The following is an 18,690-nucleotide window of genomic DNA, read 5'->3' on the forward strand; positions in this document are numbered from 1 at the left end:
GCCTCTTTCCCGACCCAACCCTAGACTATTCCTGTATTTTTTCTGTACCAACCGTTACGCAATAGGTACAAAATTTCGGCTTCCGACAATCCCTGCTTTGCAAGGCCCCGTAAGTGCTGTCAAATACCCACCCCTCCTTTATTTCCTCTTTCTAAACAAAAGCGGCTTTGCAGGCTGGCAGGTATTCTATTGCCGAAACTTTCCCTTACCTAATCTTCTACCCCCATGTCCAACAACCTCAAAAAAGGTGGCGAAGAGGCTGATTTCACTAAGCCGCTTCACGTTCCTATCAAGCGCCGTTCGTTCTTCATGTATGCCGGTGCCACTGCCGGTGCTACCGCCCTGCTACTCTCGGGCTGCGACGATGACGAAGATGAAAACAACATCCCCGGCATGGTGAACGTTGGTTCTGGTAGCGTGGGCGTACTGAACTATGCGTATGCTCTGGAGCAGCTTGAGGCAGCATTCTACACTTCGCTTCGTACAGGCACCTATTACACGGGCCTTGCAGGCAACAGTGCTGAAAAACAGATCCTTGACGATTTGTATTACCATGAAGTAATTCACCGCGAATTCTTCAAAGCGGCTTTGGGTCGTGACGCTGCCTCTTCTAAAATCAAAGACAACCTAGAGCCTGATTTCAGCAAGATCAACTTTAACGACCGTACTAGCGTGCTTGGCGCCGCCAAATCCTTTGAGGATCTGGGCGTAGCAGCTTACAACGGTGCTGGTCGTTTTATCGGTACCGACAACTCCGGCCTCAATTATTTGGTAGCTGCCGGCAAAATCGTATCCGTAGAGGCACGTCACGCAGCCATCATCCGCGACCTTATTTCGGAAGGCTCATTTATTGATTCCGACGTGGTGAGAACCGGTGAAAATGGCCTGGAAATATCCAAGTCGCCTTCGGAAGTAGTTGCCGTAGCTAACACTTTCCTGAAGGACGGCTCTAAGCTCAATGTTTCTGGCCTCGTGTAGCCCAGCTGCACCCCTCACTCCCATCTAAACTCGCATTCACCATGAATTTCTTCCATATCCTTTCCGAAATCGAGAAAACTGATCCTGAAGTTTTCGAACGTTTCGATTCCCGCCGCCAAGTGTTCAAGCACCTGAGTGGCTTTGGCAAGAAAATGACTGCTGCCGCACTGCCACTGGCTATGGGCGCCATTTTCAACAAAGCATACGGTCAGTCATCCAGTGCCCCCAGCGTAAACGACGTGCTCAACTTCGCGTTGAAACTGGAGTATCTGGAAGCCTATTTCTACAATATCGGTCTGTCAGGCGACGGCACTATCGGCAACAACACGACTACTGCCGCGCAAACTGCTTTGCGTGCACAGTTTAGCACTACCAATTTGTCGTCGCTGCTGAAAATCCGTACCGATGAAAATAACCACGTAAACTTCTTGCGCACAGCTCTTGGCAACAATGCCATTGCTGCACCAGCCGTTTCGCAGTTCGATTTTACGGGTGGTAAAGGCACTAACGCCGGTCCGTTTGCAGGCTTGTTCAGCAATGCTGCGCTGTTCCTGGCAGTAGCTCAGTCTTTGGAAGACACCGGCGTGCGTGCCTACAAAGGCGGTGCACCCTACTTGGCTTCCAACAAAGACATTCTGACGGCTGCCCTCAACATACATTCTGTTGAAGCTCGCCATGCTTCTCGTCTGCGCACTATGCGTCGTGGTGGCCCGCTTAACAACGCTGCTTCCGGCACGGCTGGTGCCGGCACTGGTGCTTCGCCGAAAAGCTGGATTTCTGGCACCGATGGTGGCGGCGCTTCGCCAGCTCAAACGGCTCCAATCTATGGTGCTGGTTCGGCACCCACTTACACGCCTGCTGGTATTACGTTCCCAGCTGAGGATAACGTGACGCAGGGCGCTACCGGCGCCAACCCAGGTGTAAATCTGCAAACGGCGCTGGCATCGTTGAATTTCCCGGCAGCTGCTTTCTCGGAAGCCTTCGATGAGCCACTGGACGTACCAACGGTTTCGACCATTGCCCGCACGTTCACTATCACTGGTAGCACGCTGTTCTAAGAACGCTAGTGTTTGTTTTTTGAAAAGAGGATGGCCTGATAGGCCATCCTCTTTTTGTTTTAGGACGATGCAACTGTGTTTATTACCCAGTACTCTTGTTACTAGGGCATCCCATCTTAACAGGCTATCTTTGTTGGGTTGGAACCGAGCTATTTTTTGTTCTGGTACCGCCCGACCTTTTCTTATGCACACTCCTTCTTCTCCGGCGCGGATGCTTGCCCGCCGCTCCTTCTTTCGCGTAGCCGGGGCCGGTGCGGCCGCGTCGGCACTGGTTCTGGCTGGCTGCGGCAAAGACGACCCCGAGCCGACCGTGGCTGGCACGCCTACCCTGACGCTGGGCAGCTTCGTGACCACCACCTCCTCCGACCCCAACATCACGGTACTAAACTATGCGTACCTGCTGGAGCAGATTGAGGCCGCCTTCTACGACAAAGTCGTGGCCACGCCGCCCGCCGATCTGCAGCCGGGCGAGCTGGCGTACCTCACCGACCTGCGCGACCATGAGCTGATCCATCGGGAGTACCTGAAGTACGCGCTGGGAACCTCGGCCTACGACAATTCGCTCTCCGCGCCGCTGGTTTTCAACTTCTCCACGTTCACGCTCACCACCCGCACCGGCGTCTGGACGGCGGCGCGGCAATTAGAGGAAATTGGGGTGGCGGCCTACAACGGCGCGGCTAAGTACCTGACCTCGGCCGAGCATCTGAACGCCCTGGGCAAGATTGTATCGGTGGAAGCCCGGCACGCCGCGCTGGCCCGCGAGGTGCTGCAGCCCGGCTCCTTTGCCGACAACGTAGGCACCACAGGCCTCGACGACGCCAAAACCCCGGCCCAGATTGTCGCCCTGATTCAGCCGTTCGTTCCGGTAGTTATTTCCACGGCAAACCTGCCGACCACCTAAGGCACCGCTTGCTATGTACCTCCTGAAGCTTCTGGCCGAACTGGCCACTACCGATACCACCCCGCTGGAGCAGTCGGCCCCACGCCGCGCTGCGCTGGAGAGCCTGGGCCGTTTCAGCGCCAAAACGCTGGCAGCCGCGCTACCGCTGGGCCTGGCGGCCCTGCCCACCCAGGCCGGCACCACCACCATCCTCGACTCGCTGACGCTGGCGCTGCAGCTGGAGCGCCTGCAGGAAGCCTTCTACGCGCGGGCGCTAGCCGCCCCGGCCGGCTTCTTCCCCGCCGATGCCACCATCCGCGCTTCCATCGTCACGATGCAGCGCCACCAGCAGCAGCACATCACGCTGCTCACCGATGCCATTACCAACTCGGGCGGCACAGCCCCGGCCCGGCCCAACTACGATTTCACGGGCAGCCGCAACGGCACGCAGCCAGCCTTTTTTGCCTCGGTGTTCAGCAACTTCGATGATTTTCTGCGGCTTGCGCAGCTGCTCGAAGATGCCGGCGTGCGGGCCTATAAAGGCCAGGTAGAAGCCCTGATCAGCAACGACTTTATCCTGCAGACTGCCTTGCAGATGCATTCTACTGAGGCCCGCCACGCTGCCCGCATCCGCATCATCCGGCAGAAGCGCGCGGCCGTGGTGAAGCCCTGGCCCAGCCCGGCGGATGCTTCTATTACGGTAGCAGGCAAAACCGACATCGTGTATAGCGGCGAGAATGCGCTGGAGCAATCGGTGCCCGGCTACCGGCCGGTGCCGTTCCGGCTGTTGCCCATTGGCTCCGGAGCCAACATCCTCACGCAGGGCGTACCAGAGGCCTTCGATGAGTTGCTCAACACGGCGCAAGCCAGCACTTTGCTGGGGCTATTCACCTACTAGCAGCACCCCTATGGCGGTTGCCACCCATTGCCTGAAAGGAACGACTAACGTCGTTCCTTTTTTGTTGAATATTCTGCTTTCACGATACGTACAGGCCCTTTTTGGCCATAATACTGTTTGAACCTAACGGATTTTATTTTGTAATTTTCAATAAAATAACGTGACACTCCCGGCACGGAATCGACTGTTTTTTCCCGGTTCCGTATAGTTCTCCTGCAATCGTCCTGTTCTGCATCTGCCCCACCCAGAAAACAAGCCTTACCCCAATGCTCGAGTACGCTAAAACCATCCTGCTAAAAGTTAGCTTCGATAAGATTCTCTTCGAGAAAGAACTGCGCAAAGCCTTGCGCACCATGCTCCCCGACGAGCTGCTTCAGCTCAAGGCGTGGTGCTACGAGCAGTTCTCCAAGCTCTACCGCCGCATCCTGAACCGCGTTTTCACGCAGGCCACCCTCGCCTAAAACGCCCGGACTGCCAGAAACCCACCGGCCCCGGCTGCCAGCAGTACGCTGGTGGCCGGGGCCGGTTTTTTATGCTTTTAAGCTACTCGTCGCCGGTTACGAAGCGGATGTTGCGCTGCAGGCCCGCGTAGCCGGTGCGCTTCACGGCCGACTGCCGAAACAGCTCCGAAAACAGCTCGTGCGTGATTTCCTGCCAGTCGCCGCGGGTGAGGTCTTTCAGGCCGGGGTGCGGGTTGAACTGGGGCTCTTGGTGGGGCTTGCTGAACCGGTTCCAGGGGCACACATCTTGGCAGATGTCGCACCCGAACACCCAGTTGCCGAATTTGCCGTCCACCTCACGCGGAATCTGGTCTTTCAGCTCGATGGTGAAGTAGCTGATGCACTTGCTGCCGTCTACCACGTAAGGCTCGGTAATGGCCTGGGTGGGGCAGGCATCCACGCATTTGGTGCAGGTACCACAATAGTCCCGGATGGGGCCGTCGTAGTCCAGCGGCACGTCCACAATCAGCTCGGCAATGAAGAAGAAGCTGCCGGTACCGGGCCGGATTAGGTTGGCGTTCTTACCTACCCAGCCCAGCCCGCTCTTCTTGGCCCAGGCCTTGTCCATCACCGGCGCCGAATCGACAAAGCAGCGTCCCCCGATTTCGCCGATTTCCTCTTGCATATCGGCCAGCAGCGTCTTCAGCTTGTCTTTGATGACGAAGTGATAGTCGCGGCCGTAGGCGTATTTGCTGATCTGGAGCGTGTCGTCGGGCTGCTGGGTTTCCTCGGGCGGGTAGTAGTTGAGTAGCAGCGAAATCACCGATTTGGCCCCGTCTACGAGCAAACGCGGGTCGAGGCGCTTGTCAAAGTGGTTGGCCATGTAGGCCATCCGGCCGTGCATGTTCTGGTTCAGCCAGCTTTCGAGGCGCGGTGCCTCTTCCTCCAGAAACCCGGCCTCGGAAATCCCGCAGTACATAAAGCCCAACTCCGCCGCGCGGCGCTTGACGAAAGCAGTGTAGTGGGCAGTAGGAAGCACAGGAGGACAGGTAGGTAAGCCGTAAAAATACGTCATCCTGAGCGAAGCGAAGGATCTGATTACACCGGAACGAGTAGGTTCTAATGTAATCAGGTCCTTCGCTTTGCTCAGGATGACAGGAGGTTTTTCGGCTACGAGAACAGCTCGCCGGTATTGCCGCGCAGGTGCTGTGGCATGGCGCGGCCCAGGTGCAGGTAGGCAGCTTCCGTGGCCTCGCGGCCGCGGCTGGTGCGCTTGATGTAGCCTTCCTGAATCAGGAACGGCTCGTACACTTCCTCGATGGTTTCGCCTTCCTCGCCGCAGGCCGTAGCAATGGTGCTGATACCCACCGGCCCGCCTTTGAACTTATCGATGATGGTGGTCAGGATGCGCTTGTCCATGTCGTCGAGGCCGCGGGCGTCTACGTCGAGGGCGTTGAGAGCAAACTGGGCAATGTCCATCGTGATGCTGCCATCGCCTTTCACCTGCGCAAAGTCGCGGGTGCGGCGCAGCAGGTTGTTGGCGATACGCGGCGTACCACGCGAGCGGCGGGCAATTTCATAGGCCGCGTCCTCGTAAATCGGGGTGCCCAGGATTTCGGCCGAGCGCTGCACAATACTGGTCAGCAGCTTGGAATCGTAGTATTCGAGGCGGGAGCTGATGCCGAAGCGGGCCCGTAGCGGCGAGGTGAGCATGCCCGAGCGGGTGGTCGCGCCAATCAGCGTAAACGGCGACAACGAAATCTGCACCGACCGCGCATTCGGGCCCGAATCGAGCATGATGTCGATGCGGTAGTCCTCCATGGCCGAGTACAAATACTCTTCCACCACGGGGTTTAGGCGGTGGATTTCGTCGATGAACAGCACGTCGTGCGGCTCCAGATTGGTGAGCAGGCCGGCCAGGTCGGAGGGCTTGTCGAGCACCGGGCCGCTGGTCATTTTAATGCCAGCCTGCAGCTCGTTGGCAATGATGTGCGAGAGGGTGGTTTTGCCGAGGCCGGGAGGGCCGTGCAGCAGCACGTGGTCGAGGGCGTCGCCGCGGCGGCGGGCGGCGGCCACAAACACCTTTAGGTTTTCGACCACCTTATCCTGGCCCGCGAAGTCGTCGAAGGAAAGCGGCCGCAGCGCCTTGTCAATGTCTTTTTCGGTGGCGTCCATGTGGTCGGCGCCGCCGGTGAGAAATGGTTCGCGCATAGGGCGGAAAGTGAAAGTTGATAGCAGCAAGGTAACACCGGCATCGGGCAGATTGTGCCCTTTTTAGCAAAAAAATAGTCCGGCGCTATTATCTGCTAATTTCACTAGCAAAACCCCGCCTATGCCGGCTGCCTGAAGCCGGTTGGAAGGCATCTGCGCGGCGTGCTGCCTACCTTTGTGTTCTTCCGCACGCTGCCTTATGCCTACGCCTTCCGCCCCCCACGACTGGCTGCACGCCATTCCCACCGACTTCTACGACCAGCTGGCGCACTGCCTTTCCCTGCACGGCATGGCCTGCGCCGAGCTGCTGAGCCGCCCGCAGGATGCGCCGCTGCTGCAGCTCATGGCCCTCACCGGCCTCAATACCCTGCGCGTAGCCGAGCTGAACGCCATTGCCAGCCACGAGCAGCTGCTGCAGGCGCTAGAACAGCAGCCCCGCGCCCTCTACGACTTGCTGCTGCTGGGCCGCCTCACCCTCGATACCAGCCTGGCCACGCCCGTGCTGCAGTATGTGCAGCGCCAGATGGCCATTGAACCCGAGCAGGTGCAGGCGCTGAAAACCTATTGCCTGGAGCTGAGCGGCGCTTTTCTGGCGCTGCTGGAAGAGCACCTGCCGGCCACGCCTTCGCTGGGGCTGCACCGGCTGAGCGTGGAGGAAGCATTTGTGCACTACTTGGCCGCCCACCCGGCTCCGGCGCCGCCGGCAGCCACGGTGCGCTTCTCGGAGCCGCAGCTGCAGATGATGCGGCTGGCCTTGCTGCTGGTGCACTCGCTGCCCGAAGCTGGCGAGCATCCGTTCCTGACCGCCGTGGCCGACCTAGAAGACCTGCGCCCGGCCGCGCTGGAGCCTATGATAGCACGCCTGAGCACGCTGGAGCCCGGCGAAGAATTGGCGCTGAGCATGCCGGAGCTGGTGCAGCTCTACCAGGCCATGCAGGTGTGCGGCATGGTGTTCGTGAGCGAGGTGCTGGAAAAAGTGGGCCTGGGCAGCGTATTCCCCACCGTGGCACCCGAAGAAGTGGCCGCCTCCGCGCCCGCCACCACCGAACCCAGCGGCCGGCAGGCCGTGGGCGAGATGGTGAGCGGCTTCACGCGCTGGGTGCAGCACACGTTCCCGCAGGAGCCGGCGCTGCACAAGGCCCGCGAGCAGGTGCTGGCCCTGGCCGATTCTCTTTAGGGATTAAGGATTGGGGATGAGGGTATGGGGATTAGACCGTTAGGTACAGAAATCGGCCTGCGTGTTGTAGAGACGCAATATTTTGCGTCTCGTCGTTGAACGACCGGCACCGCGCAGATCAAACAACATCAGCAACCACGAGACGCAAAATATTGCGTCTCTACAGCAACCAACCCCCTAATCCCTAACGACCATTTACCGCGGCATCAGCACTTCGATTTCCAGGTGCAGCCACTCGTCTTCCCAGGCTTTGTGGGTGAGGCGGCCGGTCAGGGGGAAGCCGGCGTCGAGCATGCGGGCGACGGTTTCGTTGTGGCCCTCGGGCAGGTAGCCTAGCCAGAACGGCTCGGCGCCTTCGGTCAGCACTTTCACGGCCCAGTCGTCGTAGGCGCTGTCGGCTTCGCGCTGCAGGGCCAGGCGCTGGCCGGCTTTCAGCTGGGGCTCGAACTCACGCAGGCCGGGGCGGTGGGTGGTGCCGGCTACCAGGCATTCAAGCAGAATCAGGGAATCGGAGGTTTTGGGCATGGAGGAGAGCCGTAATGAGGCAGTAAAATACACAGCAAAATAGTTTTACGCCGTCAGGCCGACAATTCGGGCGCTGCTCACCGGGCTTGCCGCCACCGCGCGGCGCGTGCTTGACTGTACCTGGCCGCCTGTCCTGCGCGTAGAATCCTGCCCGGCGCGCTGGGTGCCGCCGCCGCCCTGCCTGGCTGGCCGCTACCCGCCGGCGCGGCGCGGGCTTCATTCCCCTATCAGAAGCGTTATTTTTGCGGCCCATGTATAGCAAAACTGAAGTAACACAGCTCCGCCAGGCTTTCTGGACCACTTTCGGCCAGTATATGGCGCCCGTGCCTTCCGCCGAGGGCGTGCCCACCAACTGGATCAACTACAAAACCGGCCTCAAGCACGTGCACTTCCGCCTGCACGCCGACGCCCGCCACGCCACCATAGCCATCGAGCTGACGCACCCGGACGCCGGGGTGCGGGAGCTGTTCTTTGAGCAGTTGCGCGAGTTAAAAACGATGCTGCAGGAGGCCGTGGGTGAGCCCTGGCGCTGGGAAGCCGACACCACCGATGCCAACGGTCAGCCCCTGAGCCGCGTGTTCACCGAGCTGACGCCCGTCAACCTGTTCAGCCGCGACGACTGGCCCGCCCTGATTTCGTTCTTCAAGCCCCGCCTGATTGCCCTGGACGAGTTCTGGAGCACCGGCCAGTATGCCTTCGACGAGCTGCGGTAAGGTTTTTGAACGGCGGGTAGCATGAAAAAATCTATCCTCTATCTGCTCGCACTACTGGCCATATGTAGCAGCCTAGCATTCCACCCCAAGCCAACCTCCGAGGAGGGCTATATGCTGCTGATGCTGCACACCGGGGGCCGTCCTACGCTGGTTTCCATCTCCCCCACCGGGGAGCAGCACGAATACCCGTTAATCAAAAAGACCAAAGGGTCGCATGATTATCACGCGCAGATTATATTGAAAATCAACGAGTTGCGGCAGCAAGGCTGGACCGTAGTACAAATGCAAACCACCGAATCCGTAGTTCCGGATCTGCAACACCCACTGCTGAGACCGGATAAGCTCAATACGCTCACATTTCTGCTGGAAAAACGGTAAGCTTTGGTAATTCCAACTTGACTCCGGGTTGTATTTATCAATTGGGAGTTTAGTTGGCATTCTCAATCCATGCCCAAGTCGTTGGTGAAGCTGTCGGTTAGCCGGATTTCGGGCACCGGCACGCCGCACCGGTCGCTGGTGAGGCCGACGACGGCCCGCTGCACCTCGTAGAGCGTAGCGGGTTGTGGCAGCAGCAGCTGGTAGTTCTGGGCCAGCAGCCACTCCGTGAGGTCGGCGACGATGCTTTGGGCCCAGTCGGGTGAAAGTGGCGGCGGCGTGGGGGGCGCTGCCGCAGTCCCGAACAGGCGCTGCCACCAGCCCGGCAGACGGGGCTGCCAGCTGGCCTGCGGCAAATCGGGCATCTGCAGCTGCAGGCAGGCGGCCAGCTCCTGGGCTCGCGCTTTGTTGGCGCCCAGCAGCTCCAGTTGGGTGAGCAGTGTGGCCTCGGTGGGGGCCGGGTGGCGCGGAGACAGGCACGCCAGCAGGCGCGCGAGCAACTGGTAGTACACTGCCGTGCGCGCCGGGTCGGTGGGCAGTCCTTTCAGGTGGGCGATGGCCGCCGCGGCCTGCTCCACGGTGCCGATTGTTTCCGCCATCTGGTTCGGGATGGCCAGCTGAAAATGTTCCTCAAAAGCAACGACGAGTTCAACGGTATCGAGGCCCATAAACGAATGTCTGGCTACTAACTCACCCAACTATTCAACAACCACGCTATGCGCCACTTGCCCTGGTGGCGCTTCAGCACCCACGTATCGCCACCGCCGCACAGGCCACGGCAGTTGGTGGTGACGCCCACAATCACCGTCTTGCCGTCGCGGGAAAAGAGTGGGCAAGTCAGGTAGGATATTTCCTCCAACAGGTACTGAGCGTAAAGCTTTTTCCAGAACTTATCCAGGTATTTTTCCCGCGTCCTCAGCGCCCGGAGCGTATCAGCCGGAATAACTCGATGGTTGGGCAGGAACCGTTGTTCCAGCCCAAACCCGGCGGAATACTTCATTTGCAGCCGCATATACGCAGTATCAGCCGGAGCCAACAGGCGGCGGTTGCATAGCTCCTGCAATGTCCAGCCATCTTCCTGAGCAGCGTAGCGATACGGGAAATACCCTACCGCCGGGGTAAGGCTGTGCTCTACCAGTGTTCGACTGATGTAGAAATCGGCGTGCGCCATGCCTTCGGGCAGTATACCGGAGCTGGACTGCGCCAGCAGCTCCCGCACAAACCCATACAGTACGCTGTCGGACACCAGCAGGCGCGGCGCCCCCCACTGCCGCTCCGGCTTTAGCTCCGGCGGCGGCGGATACGCCACCCGCACATACACCGCGCAAAACACGGCCCCCAGCAACAGGGCAGCACCAAAGAAACGACGGGTATCGGCTTGCATAGTCGAGTAGATAACAAATAAAAAACGGCCGCTCTGCTTCCAGAACGGCCGTTTGAAGATACGGGGGCAGACGCTTACTTGAACGCCTGAATGCCGGTAATATCGGCACCGGTGATGAGCAGGTGGATATCGTGGGTGCCTTCGTAGGTCACCACCGACTCCAGGTTCATCATGTGGCGCATGATGGGGTACTCGCCGGTGATGCCCATGCCGCCATGAATCTGGCGGGCTTCGCGGGCAATGTGCAGGGCAATTTCCACGGAGTTGCGCTTGGCCATCGAAATCTGAGCCGAGGTGGCCTTGCCTTCGTTTTTGAGCACCCCGAGGCGCCACACCAGCAGCTGGGCCTTGGTGATTTCGGTCAGCATTTCGGCCAGCTTCTTCTGTTGCAGCTGGAAGCCGCCAATCGGCTTGCCGAACTGCTCGCGCTCCAGCGAGTACTTCAGCGCCGACTCGTAGCAGTCGATGGCGGCCCCAATGGCGCCCCAGGCAATGCCGAAGCGGGCCGAGTCGAGGCAGGAGAGCGGGCCGCGGAGGCCGTCGATGTTGGGCAGCAGGTTTTCCTTCGGGATTTTCACGTTGTCGAACACCAGCTCGCCGGTGGTGCTGGCGCGCAGGCTCCACTTGTTGTGGATTTCGGGGGTAGTGAAGCCTTCCATGCCGCGTTCCACGATGACGCCCTTGATGCGGCCGTTTTCGTCTTTGGCCCACACCACCGCTACCTGGCACTCGGGCGAGTTGCTGATCCAGAGCTTGGCCCCGTTCAGCAGGTAGTAGTCGCCCATGTCCTTGATGTTGGTGGTCATGCCGCCGGGGTTGGAGCCGTGGTCGGGCTCCGTGAGGCCGAAGCAGCCCAGCCACTCGCCGGAGGCCAGCTTGGGCAGGAACTTCTTGCGCTGCTCTTCCGAGCCGTAGGCGTAAATCGGGAACATTACCAGGGAGCCCTGCACCGAGGCCGTGGAGCGCATGCCGGAGTCGCCGCGCTCAATTTCCTGCATAATCAGGCCATAGCTGATGTAGTCGAGGCCGCCACCGCCGTACTCGGTGGGAATGGTGGGCCCGAACGCGCCCACGTCGCCGAACTTGCGCACGATTTCCGACGGGAAGTGCGCGTCCTGCGCCCACTTCTCGATGCTGGGGCTGATTTCCTTTTTAACGAAGTCGCGGATGCTTTGGCGGATGAGCTTGTGCTCCTCGGTCAGCAGGCCGTCGAGGTCGAAATAATCGGTGAAGCCGGCGGCGTTGGTGGAGCCGTGCGCTTTGGCCGCTTTGGCCTGGGGCGAGAGAACGTCAGCTTGCGAAGACATGAGGTAAGGATTGGGTGGGAATCAGATTCAAAGATACAGAATCTGCCAGGTTGGCCGACGAAAACCGTCTGTCATCCTGAGCCGAGCGAAAGACCTTGTGGCGGTTGAACAACCGATGCCACTGCAACATGTTCTGGCGTGGTAAGGTCCTTCGCTCGGCTCAGGATGACAGGCAATTACCCGATAACACCCTACAGCTTCACGCCCACCGACACCAGGAAGTTGCGCGTGGCCTGCGGGTAGTACCAGTTGAAGGTATCGAGGCCGCCGCTGGCGCCGGGGTAGCTGTAGGTGTAGCCGTTGGCCACGTACTCGCGGTTGAGCACGTTGTTCACCAGCAGGCCCAACTCAATCTCCTTCACAAACTGCGGCCGGAGGGCGTAGCGCACCCGGAAATCGAGCACCTGGTAGGGCTTGATGCTGCGGTTGAGGCTCTCGGAGTTGTCGAGGTACTGGCGGCTCACGGTTTTGTAAAGCAGCGCCAGGCGCAGCCCTTTCAGCGGCTGCCCCTCCAGCGTGTGCGCCGACACCGCGCTTGGCGAGTAGGAAATGGTGCTGTTACGCGCGATGAACGTGCTGTCGGAGATTGGCTCCTGGTAGCCCCGGATGCGGTTCTGGCTGAGCGTGAGCGTGCTGCTAAGGCTGATTTTGTCGTTGGCCGACAGAAAACCGGTCAATTCCACACCGCGGCGGTAGCTGCGGGCCACGTTGGTGCGCAACGGCGTGCCCACATCGTTCAGCTGCCCAATGGATACCAGCTGGTTGCGGTAGTTCATGTAGAATAAGTTAGCCTCCAGCCGCGCCACGGCCCGGGTGCCCAGCACGCTGGCGTTGGGCAGGCTGAGGCGGTAGCCGCCTTCCAGATCAGTCAGGCGCTCGGATTTGGGGACGGCGTCGGCCGCAATCCGGTCGGTGAAGTCGGAGCGCACGGGCTCGCGCTGGCCCACCGCGAAGCTGGCGTAGAGCTGCTGGCCCTCGGCCAGCGTGAGGGTGGCGCCGGCTTTGGGGTTGAAGAACGTATAGCGGGCGCGGGTGCGCACGTCCACCACGCCGCGCACGGCGCTGGGGTCGTCGGGCTTGTGCTCGGTGCCATCAATAGCGTACTCGATGTGGCGCAGTTGCAGGTCGCCGTAGACGCCCAGCTGGGGCAGCACCTGCCAGGTGGCGCGGGCGTAGCCGTTGTAGTCAGTCTTAACGGCGTTGTTGAAGTAGTAGCGCTGCCGGATGGCGCCGTTGGAGGCATACTGCGCCCAGATGATTTCGCCGTAATGGTCGCCGTCGTAACGGTTCCAGACGCCGCCCAGCGTGGCCTGCAGCCGGTCGTCGGCCTTGGGCTGGTAGTTGAGGGCGAAGGTGCCGCCGTAGAAATAGTTGTCCAGCCACTTGCGGTCAATCAGGTCGGTGCGCGTGAGCGTCTGGTTCCCAATTACCACGTTGTCGAGGCCGTAGTTGAGGAAGCGGCGGCGGGCCCGGTAGCTTTCGTAGTAGCCGAAGCCGCGGGTGAGGTGCAGGGCCCCGCCCAGGTTCCAGTCCTGGCCCAGTCCCTGCGAGAGGTGCAGCTGGTAGTGGTTTTGCTGGTAGTTGTCGGTCTGGTTATCGTAGGTGTAGGAGCTGTAGCGGCGGCCTTCCTGGCGGACCCGCACGGCATCGGCTTCAGTCAGTTCGCCGTTGTCGATGTAGTTCTGCAGCAGCGTTTGGTCGCCGGTGAGGGCGGGCTCGGGCACGCCGTTCCAGGCCTGGTAGGTTTTCTCGCGGCCTGAGAAGGTGATGAACTTGAGCAGCGTATTGGCCTGCTGGTAGCCGGCCGCGAAGTAGTACGACTTCAAATCCGACGACGCCCGGTTCATGTAGCCATCAGACTTGATGCGAGACAACCGGCCGTCCAGCGTGAAGTGCCCGCTCACCAGCCCGGTGCCAAACTGCACCGTGTTTTTCACCGTGCCGAAGGAGCCGACGCTGTTCTGGGTTTCGCCGTAGGCCTCGCGGCGGTTGTCGAGGGTGCTGATGTTCACGCTGGCCCCGAAGGCCGCGCCGCCGTTCTGGCTGGTGCCCACGCCGCGCTGCACCTGCAGGCTGCTTACCGACGAGGCCAGGTCGGGCAGGTTCACCAGAAACGCCCCGCGCGACTCGGCATCGTTCAGCGGCACCCCGTTGATGGTCATGTTGATGCCCGTGGTGCTCGTGCCCCGGATGCGGATATCGGTGTAGCCTACGCCCGCGCCGGCATCGGAGGTCACCACCACGGAAGGCGTCTGGTCGAGCAGGTAGGGCAAATCCTGGCCGAAATTGCGCTTGGCCAGGTCTTCTTTGCTGAGGTTGGTATAGGCCGTGGCCGTGCGCTCGTTGGCGCGGCTGGCCGTCACGAGGGCCTCGCCGGTGAGCACGCCGCCAGGCTGCAGCGCGGCCGTCAGGCGCTGGGCCTCGGCCTGGCCCTGCAGCGGCCGCACCAGCGGCTCGTAGCCCACAAACGTGATGCGCAGCTCGTGCGCGCCGGCCGCTACGGCCGGGATGGTGAAGGTGCCCGCCGCGTCGGTGGCGGCGCTGGCCGCGCCGTCGAGCAGGATGGTGGCGCCGGGCAGCGGCGTGCCCGTCTGGGCATCGGTAAGCGTGCCGGACACGGGGCCTTGCGCCCATGCCGGACCGGACAGCGCCAGAAGCGCTACGCCGGTGGGTAGAAGATTTTTCAACAGTGAAAACTGGAAAAAGTGGAACGGACCGGGCCCCAGGGGTCGGGGCCTTCGGCTTGTCGCTCGCGGATCGTTTGTTCCCTTCGCCGGCATTACCCGGACAGGTTCAATGGGTATGATCTCAGCCGCGCACCACTCCCGGTACGGGGCACCCCTAAACTATGCCGCAAAGGTACGCGGGCATTCGGCTTTTGCAGCAATACCGGGCATTTTTCGCGGTTTCGGCCGCCGCTCCTGCTCTCAGGCACCACTGCCGGGGCGCATGGCAGGCACGGGCCGGGTACTTTCGTTTTGATTGATTATCAGTTAACTTAGAAAGACCATCGCCCGCCAAAATCCCCGCATTTTCTAAAACAACCGCCCCGCACGCCCCGTTACTTAGTAGGCGGTACCCAGTGAGGCCGCCCGTTCGTTTTTCAGCTCTCCCAGCCATGACTCCCCTTGTCTACCTGCTGCTGTTTCTGGCTCTAGCCATCTATTTCGTCGTGATTCCGCGGCGCCGCTTCCCCAGTCCGCCCCACCCCGACAACGACGACGAAGGCGGCGAACCACTCGACGACGGCCTGCCCGACCTGGACCTGCCCCCCGGCATCACGCGCCCCATCAACGACTGGGAGCCTGACTACAACCGCCGCCCCCAAACGCCCGTGCGCCCCACCGAGCCGCTGATGGTATAAAGCGGATGGGCTGATGATACAATACTAGAGCTAGTTCCCTTCCTTGGAAAATGTCGCGCATCGAGCGAGTGTGGGTTAGGGGTGGTTGATGGACGTCAGATCGATTCTAGGATCTACTTCTAGTTGACGTTCCAGCGCAAGGTCAACCACCCCTAGCCCACACTCGCTCGATGCGCGACATTTTCCAAGGAGGGAAACTAGTTTTTAGCTTTAAACCGCACTACAGTTCCACCCCCATCCGCACGTACGGAATGTCGCCCTTGTAAAACACGGCGCCTTCGGGCTGCAGGTGGAAGCGGGCGTAGAAAGCGGCGCTGTCCTGGCGGGCGTCGCACCAAAGGCGGCGGGCGCCCAGGCGGCGCGCTTCCGCCACCACGTAGCGCAGCAGGGCGCTGCCGATGCCTTGGCGCTGGTAGGTGGGCATGACGGCAAACTTGCGGAACCGCGCCTCGTCGCCGTCTACGAACAGGGAAACAACTCCCACCAGCTGGTCGTCCTGGAAGGCGCCGTAGTGGTAGCCGGCAGCGTCTTCGGGCAGCTGCACGTAGTCCAGCGGCTTATCGGGCCAGAGCACTTCGTGGCGCAGCAGGTAGGTATGGCTGGGCGCAATGGCCCAAATGGCGGGTTCGGCGGCCATGCTTACTCTACGGTGATGCTGTAGGACGTGCTGAACTGCTGGCCGGGCTCCAGCGCCAGGATGCCTTCCTTGTCGGCCAGCTCAACCGGGGCGCCCACGCTGCCGGCAATGCCGTGCCAGGGCTCGATGCACACGAAGGGCGCGCCGGGGCCTTTGGTCCAGAGGCCGAGGTAGGGAAACCCATCGAAGCGCACCCGCACGGCGCGGCCCGACTGGCGGCTGCGCAGCGTGATGTGCGTGAAGTCGAAGTGTTTCAGCACCAGCGCATCCTGCGCAAACAGGTCGTAGCTGAGCGGCAGGGTGGTTTGCTGCTCCATTACGGGCTCGGTCTGGCCGGTGAGCAGGCCGCCGTCCAGCAGGTACCGCTCGAAGCTCACCGGGTGGTCGAACACGAACTCGTAGTCCTGGAACGTCTCGCCGGGCAGCAGCGGGCACCGGAACGCTGGGTGCGCCCCGATGCTGAACAGCAGTTCTGTAGTGTCCACGTTGCGCACGTCCCAGCTGATAGTAAGCTGCGAGCCGGCCAGACGATACGAAATCTGCAAGCTGAACCCGAACGGAAACACGGCGCGGGTGGCCTCGCTGGCCTGCAGCTCCAGCACCAGCTCGGCCGCCGTCTGGCGCACCAGCCGGAACTCCTGGTCGCGGGCGAAACCGTGCTGGGGCAACTGGTAGGCCTGGTCCTGGTGCTGGTAGGTGTCCTGGGGCAGACGGCCGACTATCGGAAACAGCACCGGCGCGTGGCGGCCCCACACGGCCGGGTCGGCCTCCCAGATGTATTCCAGGTTGTCGAGGTCTTTGCGCACAAAGCTGCTCAGCTCGGCGCCGTGGGTTTGCACCTGCACGCGGCACAGCTCGTTTTCGAGGGTATAAGTCATAGGAAGCATACTACGCATCGGCCCAAAGCTGGTGCGGTGGAAGGGTGATATGGCGTATACTGTAGCGCGAACTTTGTAGTTCGCGTTTCGGCACCGTTCGGCTAGCTGTGACGGCGCCGAAACGCGAACTACAAAGTTCGCGCTACTGTGTTAGCCCAGCAGCAGCTCGTCCACGTGGTAGCAGGCCTGCTCGAAGCGCTGGGATGGCGGGCCGCTGATTTCGGCGAAGTGCGAAAGCTGCTCCTGCAGCGTGTGGTGGTAGAGGCGGTAGAACTGCTGCCGCAGGTGCGGGTGCTCCCGCAGCGGGTCGGGCGCCCACGGCAAATCCACGTTCAGCAGCAGCACCAGATGATACTGCTGCTGCTCAATCTGCTCCAGAATCCACTCGGGGCAGTGCCCAAACGCGTGCTCCGACCAGATTTTAATCACCAACAGATCAGTGTCGCAGAAGAACAGCGGCCGGTCTTGCTGGATGGCCTGGATTTCGGCTTCGGCCTCGGCCCGCAGCTGGCCGTGGGCAATATCCTCCAGGTCGGCGAGGGTGTAGCGGTAGCTGGCCCCGCGCTTCTCTAGATACTCCCGGGCATACTCGGGGGCCCAGCTGGTCTGGTAGTGGGCGGCCAGCTGGCGGCTGAGGGTGGTTTTGCCCGTCGATTCGGGGCCGGTGAGAGCTACGCGCAGCATGGATAAGGGGCAACAAGGAATAAGCAAGGAAAGGCAGCGCCAACAGCGTCAGCAGAGCATGTTACAGATCAGGCGCTCAGGCCGGATTGCGCTTGGGCGGCCTGCTCTTTGCGCATCGACCGGTGCCACTCCCAGTAGCCGTACACGGCCAGCCCCAGGTACAGCGCATACAGCACGCTGGTGGGGTAGAGCTGCTTGTACCACAGAATGGGCACGTAGATCAGGTCAACCACAATCCAGAGCCACCAGTTTTCCAGGCGCTTGCGCATGAGCAGAAACTGCGCCGCCAGGCTGCCGGCCGTTGTGAAACTGTCCCAGTGCGGCAGGGCGGCGTCGGTGCGGGTGCTGAGGTAGTAGCCGAAGCCGGCCGTGAAGGCGCCTACAAACGCCAGCGTAGCCAGCCACTCCCAGCGCCGCGTGCGCGACACTGGCAGCTCGGTTTTGCTGCGCCCGCCGTACAGCCATTCGTACCAGCCGTAGAGGCTCAGCACGATGAACATGATCTGCAGCAGCGAGTCGGAATAGAGGCCGGCGCGGTAGTACACCACAATGTAGAGCGCACAGCTGACCAGGGCCACCGGAAAATTCCACAACGACTCGCGGGCGGCCAGCCACACGCAGGCAAAGCCGGTGAGCACCGCAATCCACTCCAAAGGCCCGGGCCCGGCGGCGGCGGTCCAGAACTCGTACAACGTCTGCGTCAAAGGTGACAGGTAACAGGTGAGAAGGCAGGGGCTCGGGCGGGCAGCCCACAAAGGCCGGGGCCAAAGCTAACCAGCCACCGACTAATTTTGCGCTTTCCCCTCACCTGCTCTGCTGCCATGCTGCCCGAACTCACGCCCGAAGACCTGCACGCCCGCCTCGCCACCGGCGAAAACCTGCAGCTCGTGGATGTGCGCCAGCCCGAGGAATACGCCTACTGCCGCATCGAAGGCAGCGTGCTGATTCCGCTGGGCGAGCTGGCCCGCCGCGCCGACGAAATCGACGACACCCGGCCCGTGGTGCTCATCTGCCACCACGGCGTGCGCTCCATGCAGGCCCTGGCCTACCTGCAGCACCGCCACGAGCTGACCAACCTGCTGAACCTGCGCGGCGGCATCCACGCCTGGAGCACGCGCGTGGACCCGTCGGTGGCCGTGTACTAACCCTTGCGTCGGTTCCCGCAGAGGGCGCAGAGGAAG

The 18,690-nt window shown here is 61.3% G+C and carries 21 protein-coding genes and 1 riboswitch; of the genes, 10 read left to right on the plus strand and 11 right to left on the minus strand.

Translation table 11 applies throughout. The annotated features are described in order from the left end of the window. The first annotated feature begins 225 nt into the window (after positions 1-225). The 5 genes from O9Z63_RS13445 to O9Z63_RS13465 all read left to right on the plus strand — a co-directional run bounded on the left by O9Z63_RS13445 (position 226) and on the right by O9Z63_RS13465 (position 4,275). Complete coding sequence (locus tag O9Z63_RS13445; RefSeq protein ID WP_270125781.1) at positions 226-978, plus strand: ferritin-like domain-containing protein; 753 nt, start codon at positions 226-228, stop codon at positions 976-978. 41 nt (positions 979-1,019) lie between these two features. Further along, entirely contained in the window at positions 1,020-2,036 is a 1,017-nt protein-coding gene (locus tag O9Z63_RS13450; RefSeq protein WP_270125782.1) for a ferritin-like domain-containing protein, read from the plus strand. A gap of 184 nt (positions 2,037-2,220) precedes the next feature. Continuing rightward, entirely contained in the window at positions 2,221-2,937 is a 717-nt protein-coding gene (locus tag O9Z63_RS13455) for a ferritin-like domain-containing protein (protein WP_270125783.1), read from the plus strand. Between the two features lie 13 nt (positions 2,938-2,950). Continuing rightward, a complete protein-coding gene (locus O9Z63_RS13460) occupies positions 2,951-3,814 on the plus strand; it encodes a ferritin-like domain-containing protein (protein ID WP_270125784.1) in 864 nt (287 codons plus the stop codon). A 266-nt stretch (positions 3,815-4,080) separates the two neighbouring features. Continuing rightward, positions 4,081-4,275 carry a hypothetical protein gene (locus O9Z63_RS13465; RefSeq protein ID WP_044016216.1) on the plus strand — a complete coding sequence of 65 codons (195 nt, stop codon included), beginning with the start codon at positions 4,081-4,083 and terminating at the stop codon, positions 4,273-4,275. Positions 4,276-4,357: 82 nt separating this feature from the next. On the opposite strand, the gene queG is transcribed toward O9Z63_RS13465, so the two are convergent. After that, positions 4,358-5,293 (minus strand): tRNA epoxyqueuosine(34) reductase QueG, encoded by a 936-nt coding sequence (gene queG / locus O9Z63_RS13470; RefSeq protein ID WP_270125785.1) that lies wholly within the window; start codon positions 5,291-5,293, stop codon positions 4,358-4,360. 131 nt (positions 5,294-5,424) lie between these two features. Further along, complete coding sequence (ruvB, locus tag O9Z63_RS13475; protein ID WP_270125786.1) at positions 5,425-6,465, minus strand: Holliday junction branch migration DNA helicase RuvB; 1,041 nt, start codon at positions 6,463-6,465, stop codon at positions 5,425-5,427. A 199-nt stretch (positions 6,466-6,664) separates the two neighbouring features. Between ruvB and O9Z63_RS13480 the strand changes: the two genes are divergently transcribed. Beyond that, on the plus strand, positions 6,665-7,642 hold the full coding sequence (locus tag O9Z63_RS13480) for a hypothetical protein (RefSeq protein ID WP_270125787.1): 978 nt from the start codon (positions 6,665-6,667) through the stop codon (positions 7,640-7,642). A 195-nt stretch (positions 7,643-7,837) separates the two neighbouring features. On the opposite strand, the gene O9Z63_RS13485 is transcribed toward O9Z63_RS13480, so the two are convergent. Further along, entirely contained in the window at positions 7,838-8,167 is a 330-nt protein-coding gene (locus O9Z63_RS13485; protein ID WP_044016206.1) for an HIRAN domain-containing protein, read from the minus strand. 251 nt (positions 8,168-8,418) lie between these two features. On the opposite strand from O9Z63_RS13485, the gene O9Z63_RS13490 reads away from it, so the two are divergent. Beyond that, positions 8,419-8,880 carry a DUF4268 domain-containing protein gene (locus O9Z63_RS13490; RefSeq protein ID WP_270125788.1) on the plus strand — a complete coding sequence of 154 codons (462 nt, stop codon included), beginning with the start codon at positions 8,419-8,421 and terminating at the stop codon, positions 8,878-8,880. A 21-nt stretch (positions 8,881-8,901) separates the two neighbouring features. Beyond that, positions 8,902-9,258, plus strand: a complete 357-nt coding sequence (locus O9Z63_RS13495) for a hypothetical protein (RefSeq protein WP_270125789.1) — start codon at positions 8,902-8,904, stop codon at positions 9,256-9,258. A gap of 62 nt (positions 9,259-9,320) precedes the next feature. On the opposite strand, the gene O9Z63_RS13500 is transcribed toward O9Z63_RS13495, so the two are convergent. From O9Z63_RS13500 to O9Z63_RS13515, 4 genes are all read right to left on the minus strand, one after another. Then, entirely contained in the window at positions 9,321-9,854 is a 534-nt protein-coding gene (locus O9Z63_RS13500) for a hypothetical protein (protein WP_270125790.1), read from the minus strand. An 86-nt stretch (positions 9,855-9,940) separates the two neighbouring features. Further along, positions 9,941-10,639 carry a hypothetical protein gene (locus O9Z63_RS13505; RefSeq protein ID WP_270125791.1) on the minus strand — a complete coding sequence of 233 codons (699 nt, stop codon included), beginning with the start codon at positions 10,637-10,639 and terminating at the stop codon, positions 9,941-9,943. 74 nt (positions 10,640-10,713) lie between these two features. Further along, a complete protein-coding gene (locus O9Z63_RS13510) occupies positions 10,714-11,946 on the minus strand; it encodes an acyl-CoA dehydrogenase family protein (RefSeq protein ID WP_044016198.1) in 1,233 nt (410 codons plus the stop codon). Positions 11,947-12,137: 191 nt separating this feature from the next. Beyond that, positions 12,138-14,633, minus strand: a complete 2,496-nt coding sequence (locus tag O9Z63_RS13515) for a TonB-dependent receptor (RefSeq protein WP_270125792.1) — start codon at positions 14,631-14,633, stop codon at positions 12,138-12,140. A gap of 59 nt (positions 14,634-14,692) precedes the next feature. Then, a riboswitch (TPP riboswitch) is annotated at positions 14,693-14,799 on the minus strand. A gap of 265 nt (positions 14,800-15,064) precedes the next feature. Between O9Z63_RS13515 and O9Z63_RS13520 the strand changes: the two genes are divergently transcribed. Next, positions 15,065-15,310 (plus strand): hypothetical protein, encoded by a 246-nt coding sequence (locus O9Z63_RS13520; RefSeq protein ID WP_044016194.1) that lies wholly within the window; start codon positions 15,065-15,067, stop codon positions 15,308-15,310. Positions 15,311-15,530: 220 nt separating this feature from the next. On the opposite strand, the gene O9Z63_RS13525 is transcribed toward O9Z63_RS13520, so the two are convergent. From O9Z63_RS13525 to pnuC, 4 genes are all read right to left on the minus strand, one after another. Then, complete coding sequence (locus tag O9Z63_RS13525; RefSeq protein ID WP_270125793.1) at positions 15,531-15,947, minus strand: GNAT family N-acetyltransferase; 417 nt, start codon at positions 15,945-15,947, stop codon at positions 15,531-15,533. A gap of 2 nt (positions 15,948-15,949) precedes the next feature. Beyond that, entirely contained in the window at positions 15,950-16,825 is an 876-nt protein-coding gene (locus O9Z63_RS13530; RefSeq protein WP_270125794.1) for an aldose 1-epimerase family protein, read from the minus strand. 150 nt (positions 16,826-16,975) lie between these two features. Next, entirely contained in the window at positions 16,976-17,509 is a 534-nt protein-coding gene (locus tag O9Z63_RS13535) for an AAA family ATPase (protein WP_044016190.1), read from the minus strand. 68 nt (positions 17,510-17,577) lie between these two features. Further along, positions 17,578-18,213 carry a nicotinamide riboside transporter PnuC gene (gene pnuC, locus O9Z63_RS13540; protein ID WP_270125795.1) on the minus strand — a complete coding sequence of 212 codons (636 nt, stop codon included), beginning with the start codon at positions 18,211-18,213 and terminating at the stop codon, positions 17,578-17,580. A gap of 117 nt (positions 18,214-18,330) precedes the next feature. Here pnuC and O9Z63_RS13545 point away from each other — a divergent pair, with 117 nt between their 5' ends. Next, on the plus strand, positions 18,331-18,654 hold the full coding sequence (locus tag O9Z63_RS13545) for a rhodanese-like domain-containing protein (RefSeq protein ID WP_044016188.1): 324 nt from the start codon (positions 18,331-18,333) through the stop codon (positions 18,652-18,654). Positions 18,655-18,690: the final 36 nt, after the last annotated feature.

It is taken from the genome of Hymenobacter yonginensis (assembly GCF_027625995.1).
Taxonomy (GTDB): Bacteria; Bacteroidota; Bacteroidia; order Cytophagales; family Hymenobacteraceae; genus Hymenobacter; species Hymenobacter yonginensis.

Excerpts from the sequence above, each read along its gene's own strand:
- O9Z63_RS13445 (WP_270125781.1), top strand. The coding sequence starts at position 226 with ATGTCCAACAACCTCAAAAAAGGTGGCGAAGAGGCTGATTTCACTAAG.
- O9Z63_RS13450 (WP_270125782.1), top strand. The coding sequence starts at position 1,020 with ATGAATTTCTTCCATATCCTTTCCGAAATCGAGAAAACTGATCCTGAA.
- O9Z63_RS13455 (WP_270125783.1), top strand. The coding sequence starts at position 2,221 with ATGCACACTCCTTCTTCTCCGGCGCGGATGCTTGCCCGCCGCTCCTTC.
- O9Z63_RS13460 (WP_270125784.1), top strand. The coding sequence starts at position 2,951 with ATGTACCTCCTGAAGCTTCTGGCCGAACTGGCCACTACCGATACCACC.
- O9Z63_RS13465 (WP_044016216.1), top strand. The coding sequence starts at position 4,081 with ATGCTCGAGTACGCTAAAACCATCCTGCTAAAAGTTAGCTTCGATAAG.
- ruvB (WP_270125786.1), bottom strand. The coding sequence starts at position 6,465 with ATGCGCGAACCATTTCTCACCGGCGGCGCCGACCACATGGACGCCACC.
- O9Z63_RS13480 (WP_270125787.1), top strand. The coding sequence starts at position 6,665 with ATGCCTACGCCTTCCGCCCCCCACGACTGGCTGCACGCCATTCCCACC.
- O9Z63_RS13485 (WP_044016206.1), bottom strand. The coding sequence starts at position 8,167 with ATGCCCAAAACCTCCGATTCCCTGATTCTGCTTGAATGCCTGGTAGCC.
- O9Z63_RS13490 (WP_270125788.1), top strand. The coding sequence starts at position 8,419 with ATGTATAGCAAAACTGAAGTAACACAGCTCCGCCAGGCTTTCTGGACC.
- O9Z63_RS13495 (WP_270125789.1), top strand. The coding sequence starts at position 8,902 with ATGAAAAAATCTATCCTCTATCTGCTCGCACTACTGGCCATATGTAGC.
- O9Z63_RS13500 (WP_270125790.1), bottom strand. The coding sequence starts at position 9,854 with ATGGCGGAAACAATCGGCACCGTGGAGCAGGCCGCGGCGGCCATCGCC.
- O9Z63_RS13505 (WP_270125791.1), bottom strand. The coding sequence starts at position 10,639 with ATGCAAGCCGATACCCGTCGTTTCTTTGGTGCTGCCCTGTTGCTGGGG.
- O9Z63_RS13510 (WP_044016198.1), bottom strand. The coding sequence starts at position 11,946 with ATGTCTTCGCAAGCTGACGTTCTCTCGCCCCAGGCCAAAGCGGCCAAA.
- O9Z63_RS13520 (WP_044016194.1), top strand. The coding sequence starts at position 15,065 with ATGACTCCCCTTGTCTACCTGCTGCTGTTTCTGGCTCTAGCCATCTAT.
- O9Z63_RS13525 (WP_270125793.1), bottom strand. The coding sequence starts at position 15,947 with ATGGCCGCCGAACCCGCCATTTGGGCCATTGCGCCCAGCCATACCTAC.
- O9Z63_RS13530 (WP_270125794.1), bottom strand. The coding sequence starts at position 16,825 with ATGACTTATACCCTCGAAAACGAGCTGTGCCGCGTGCAGGTGCAAACC.
- O9Z63_RS13535 (WP_044016190.1), bottom strand. The coding sequence starts at position 17,509 with ATGCTGCGCGTAGCTCTCACCGGCCCCGAATCGACGGGCAAAACCACC.
- O9Z63_RS13545 (WP_044016188.1), top strand. The coding sequence starts at position 18,331 with ATGCTGCCCGAACTCACGCCCGAAGACCTGCACGCCCGCCTCGCCACC.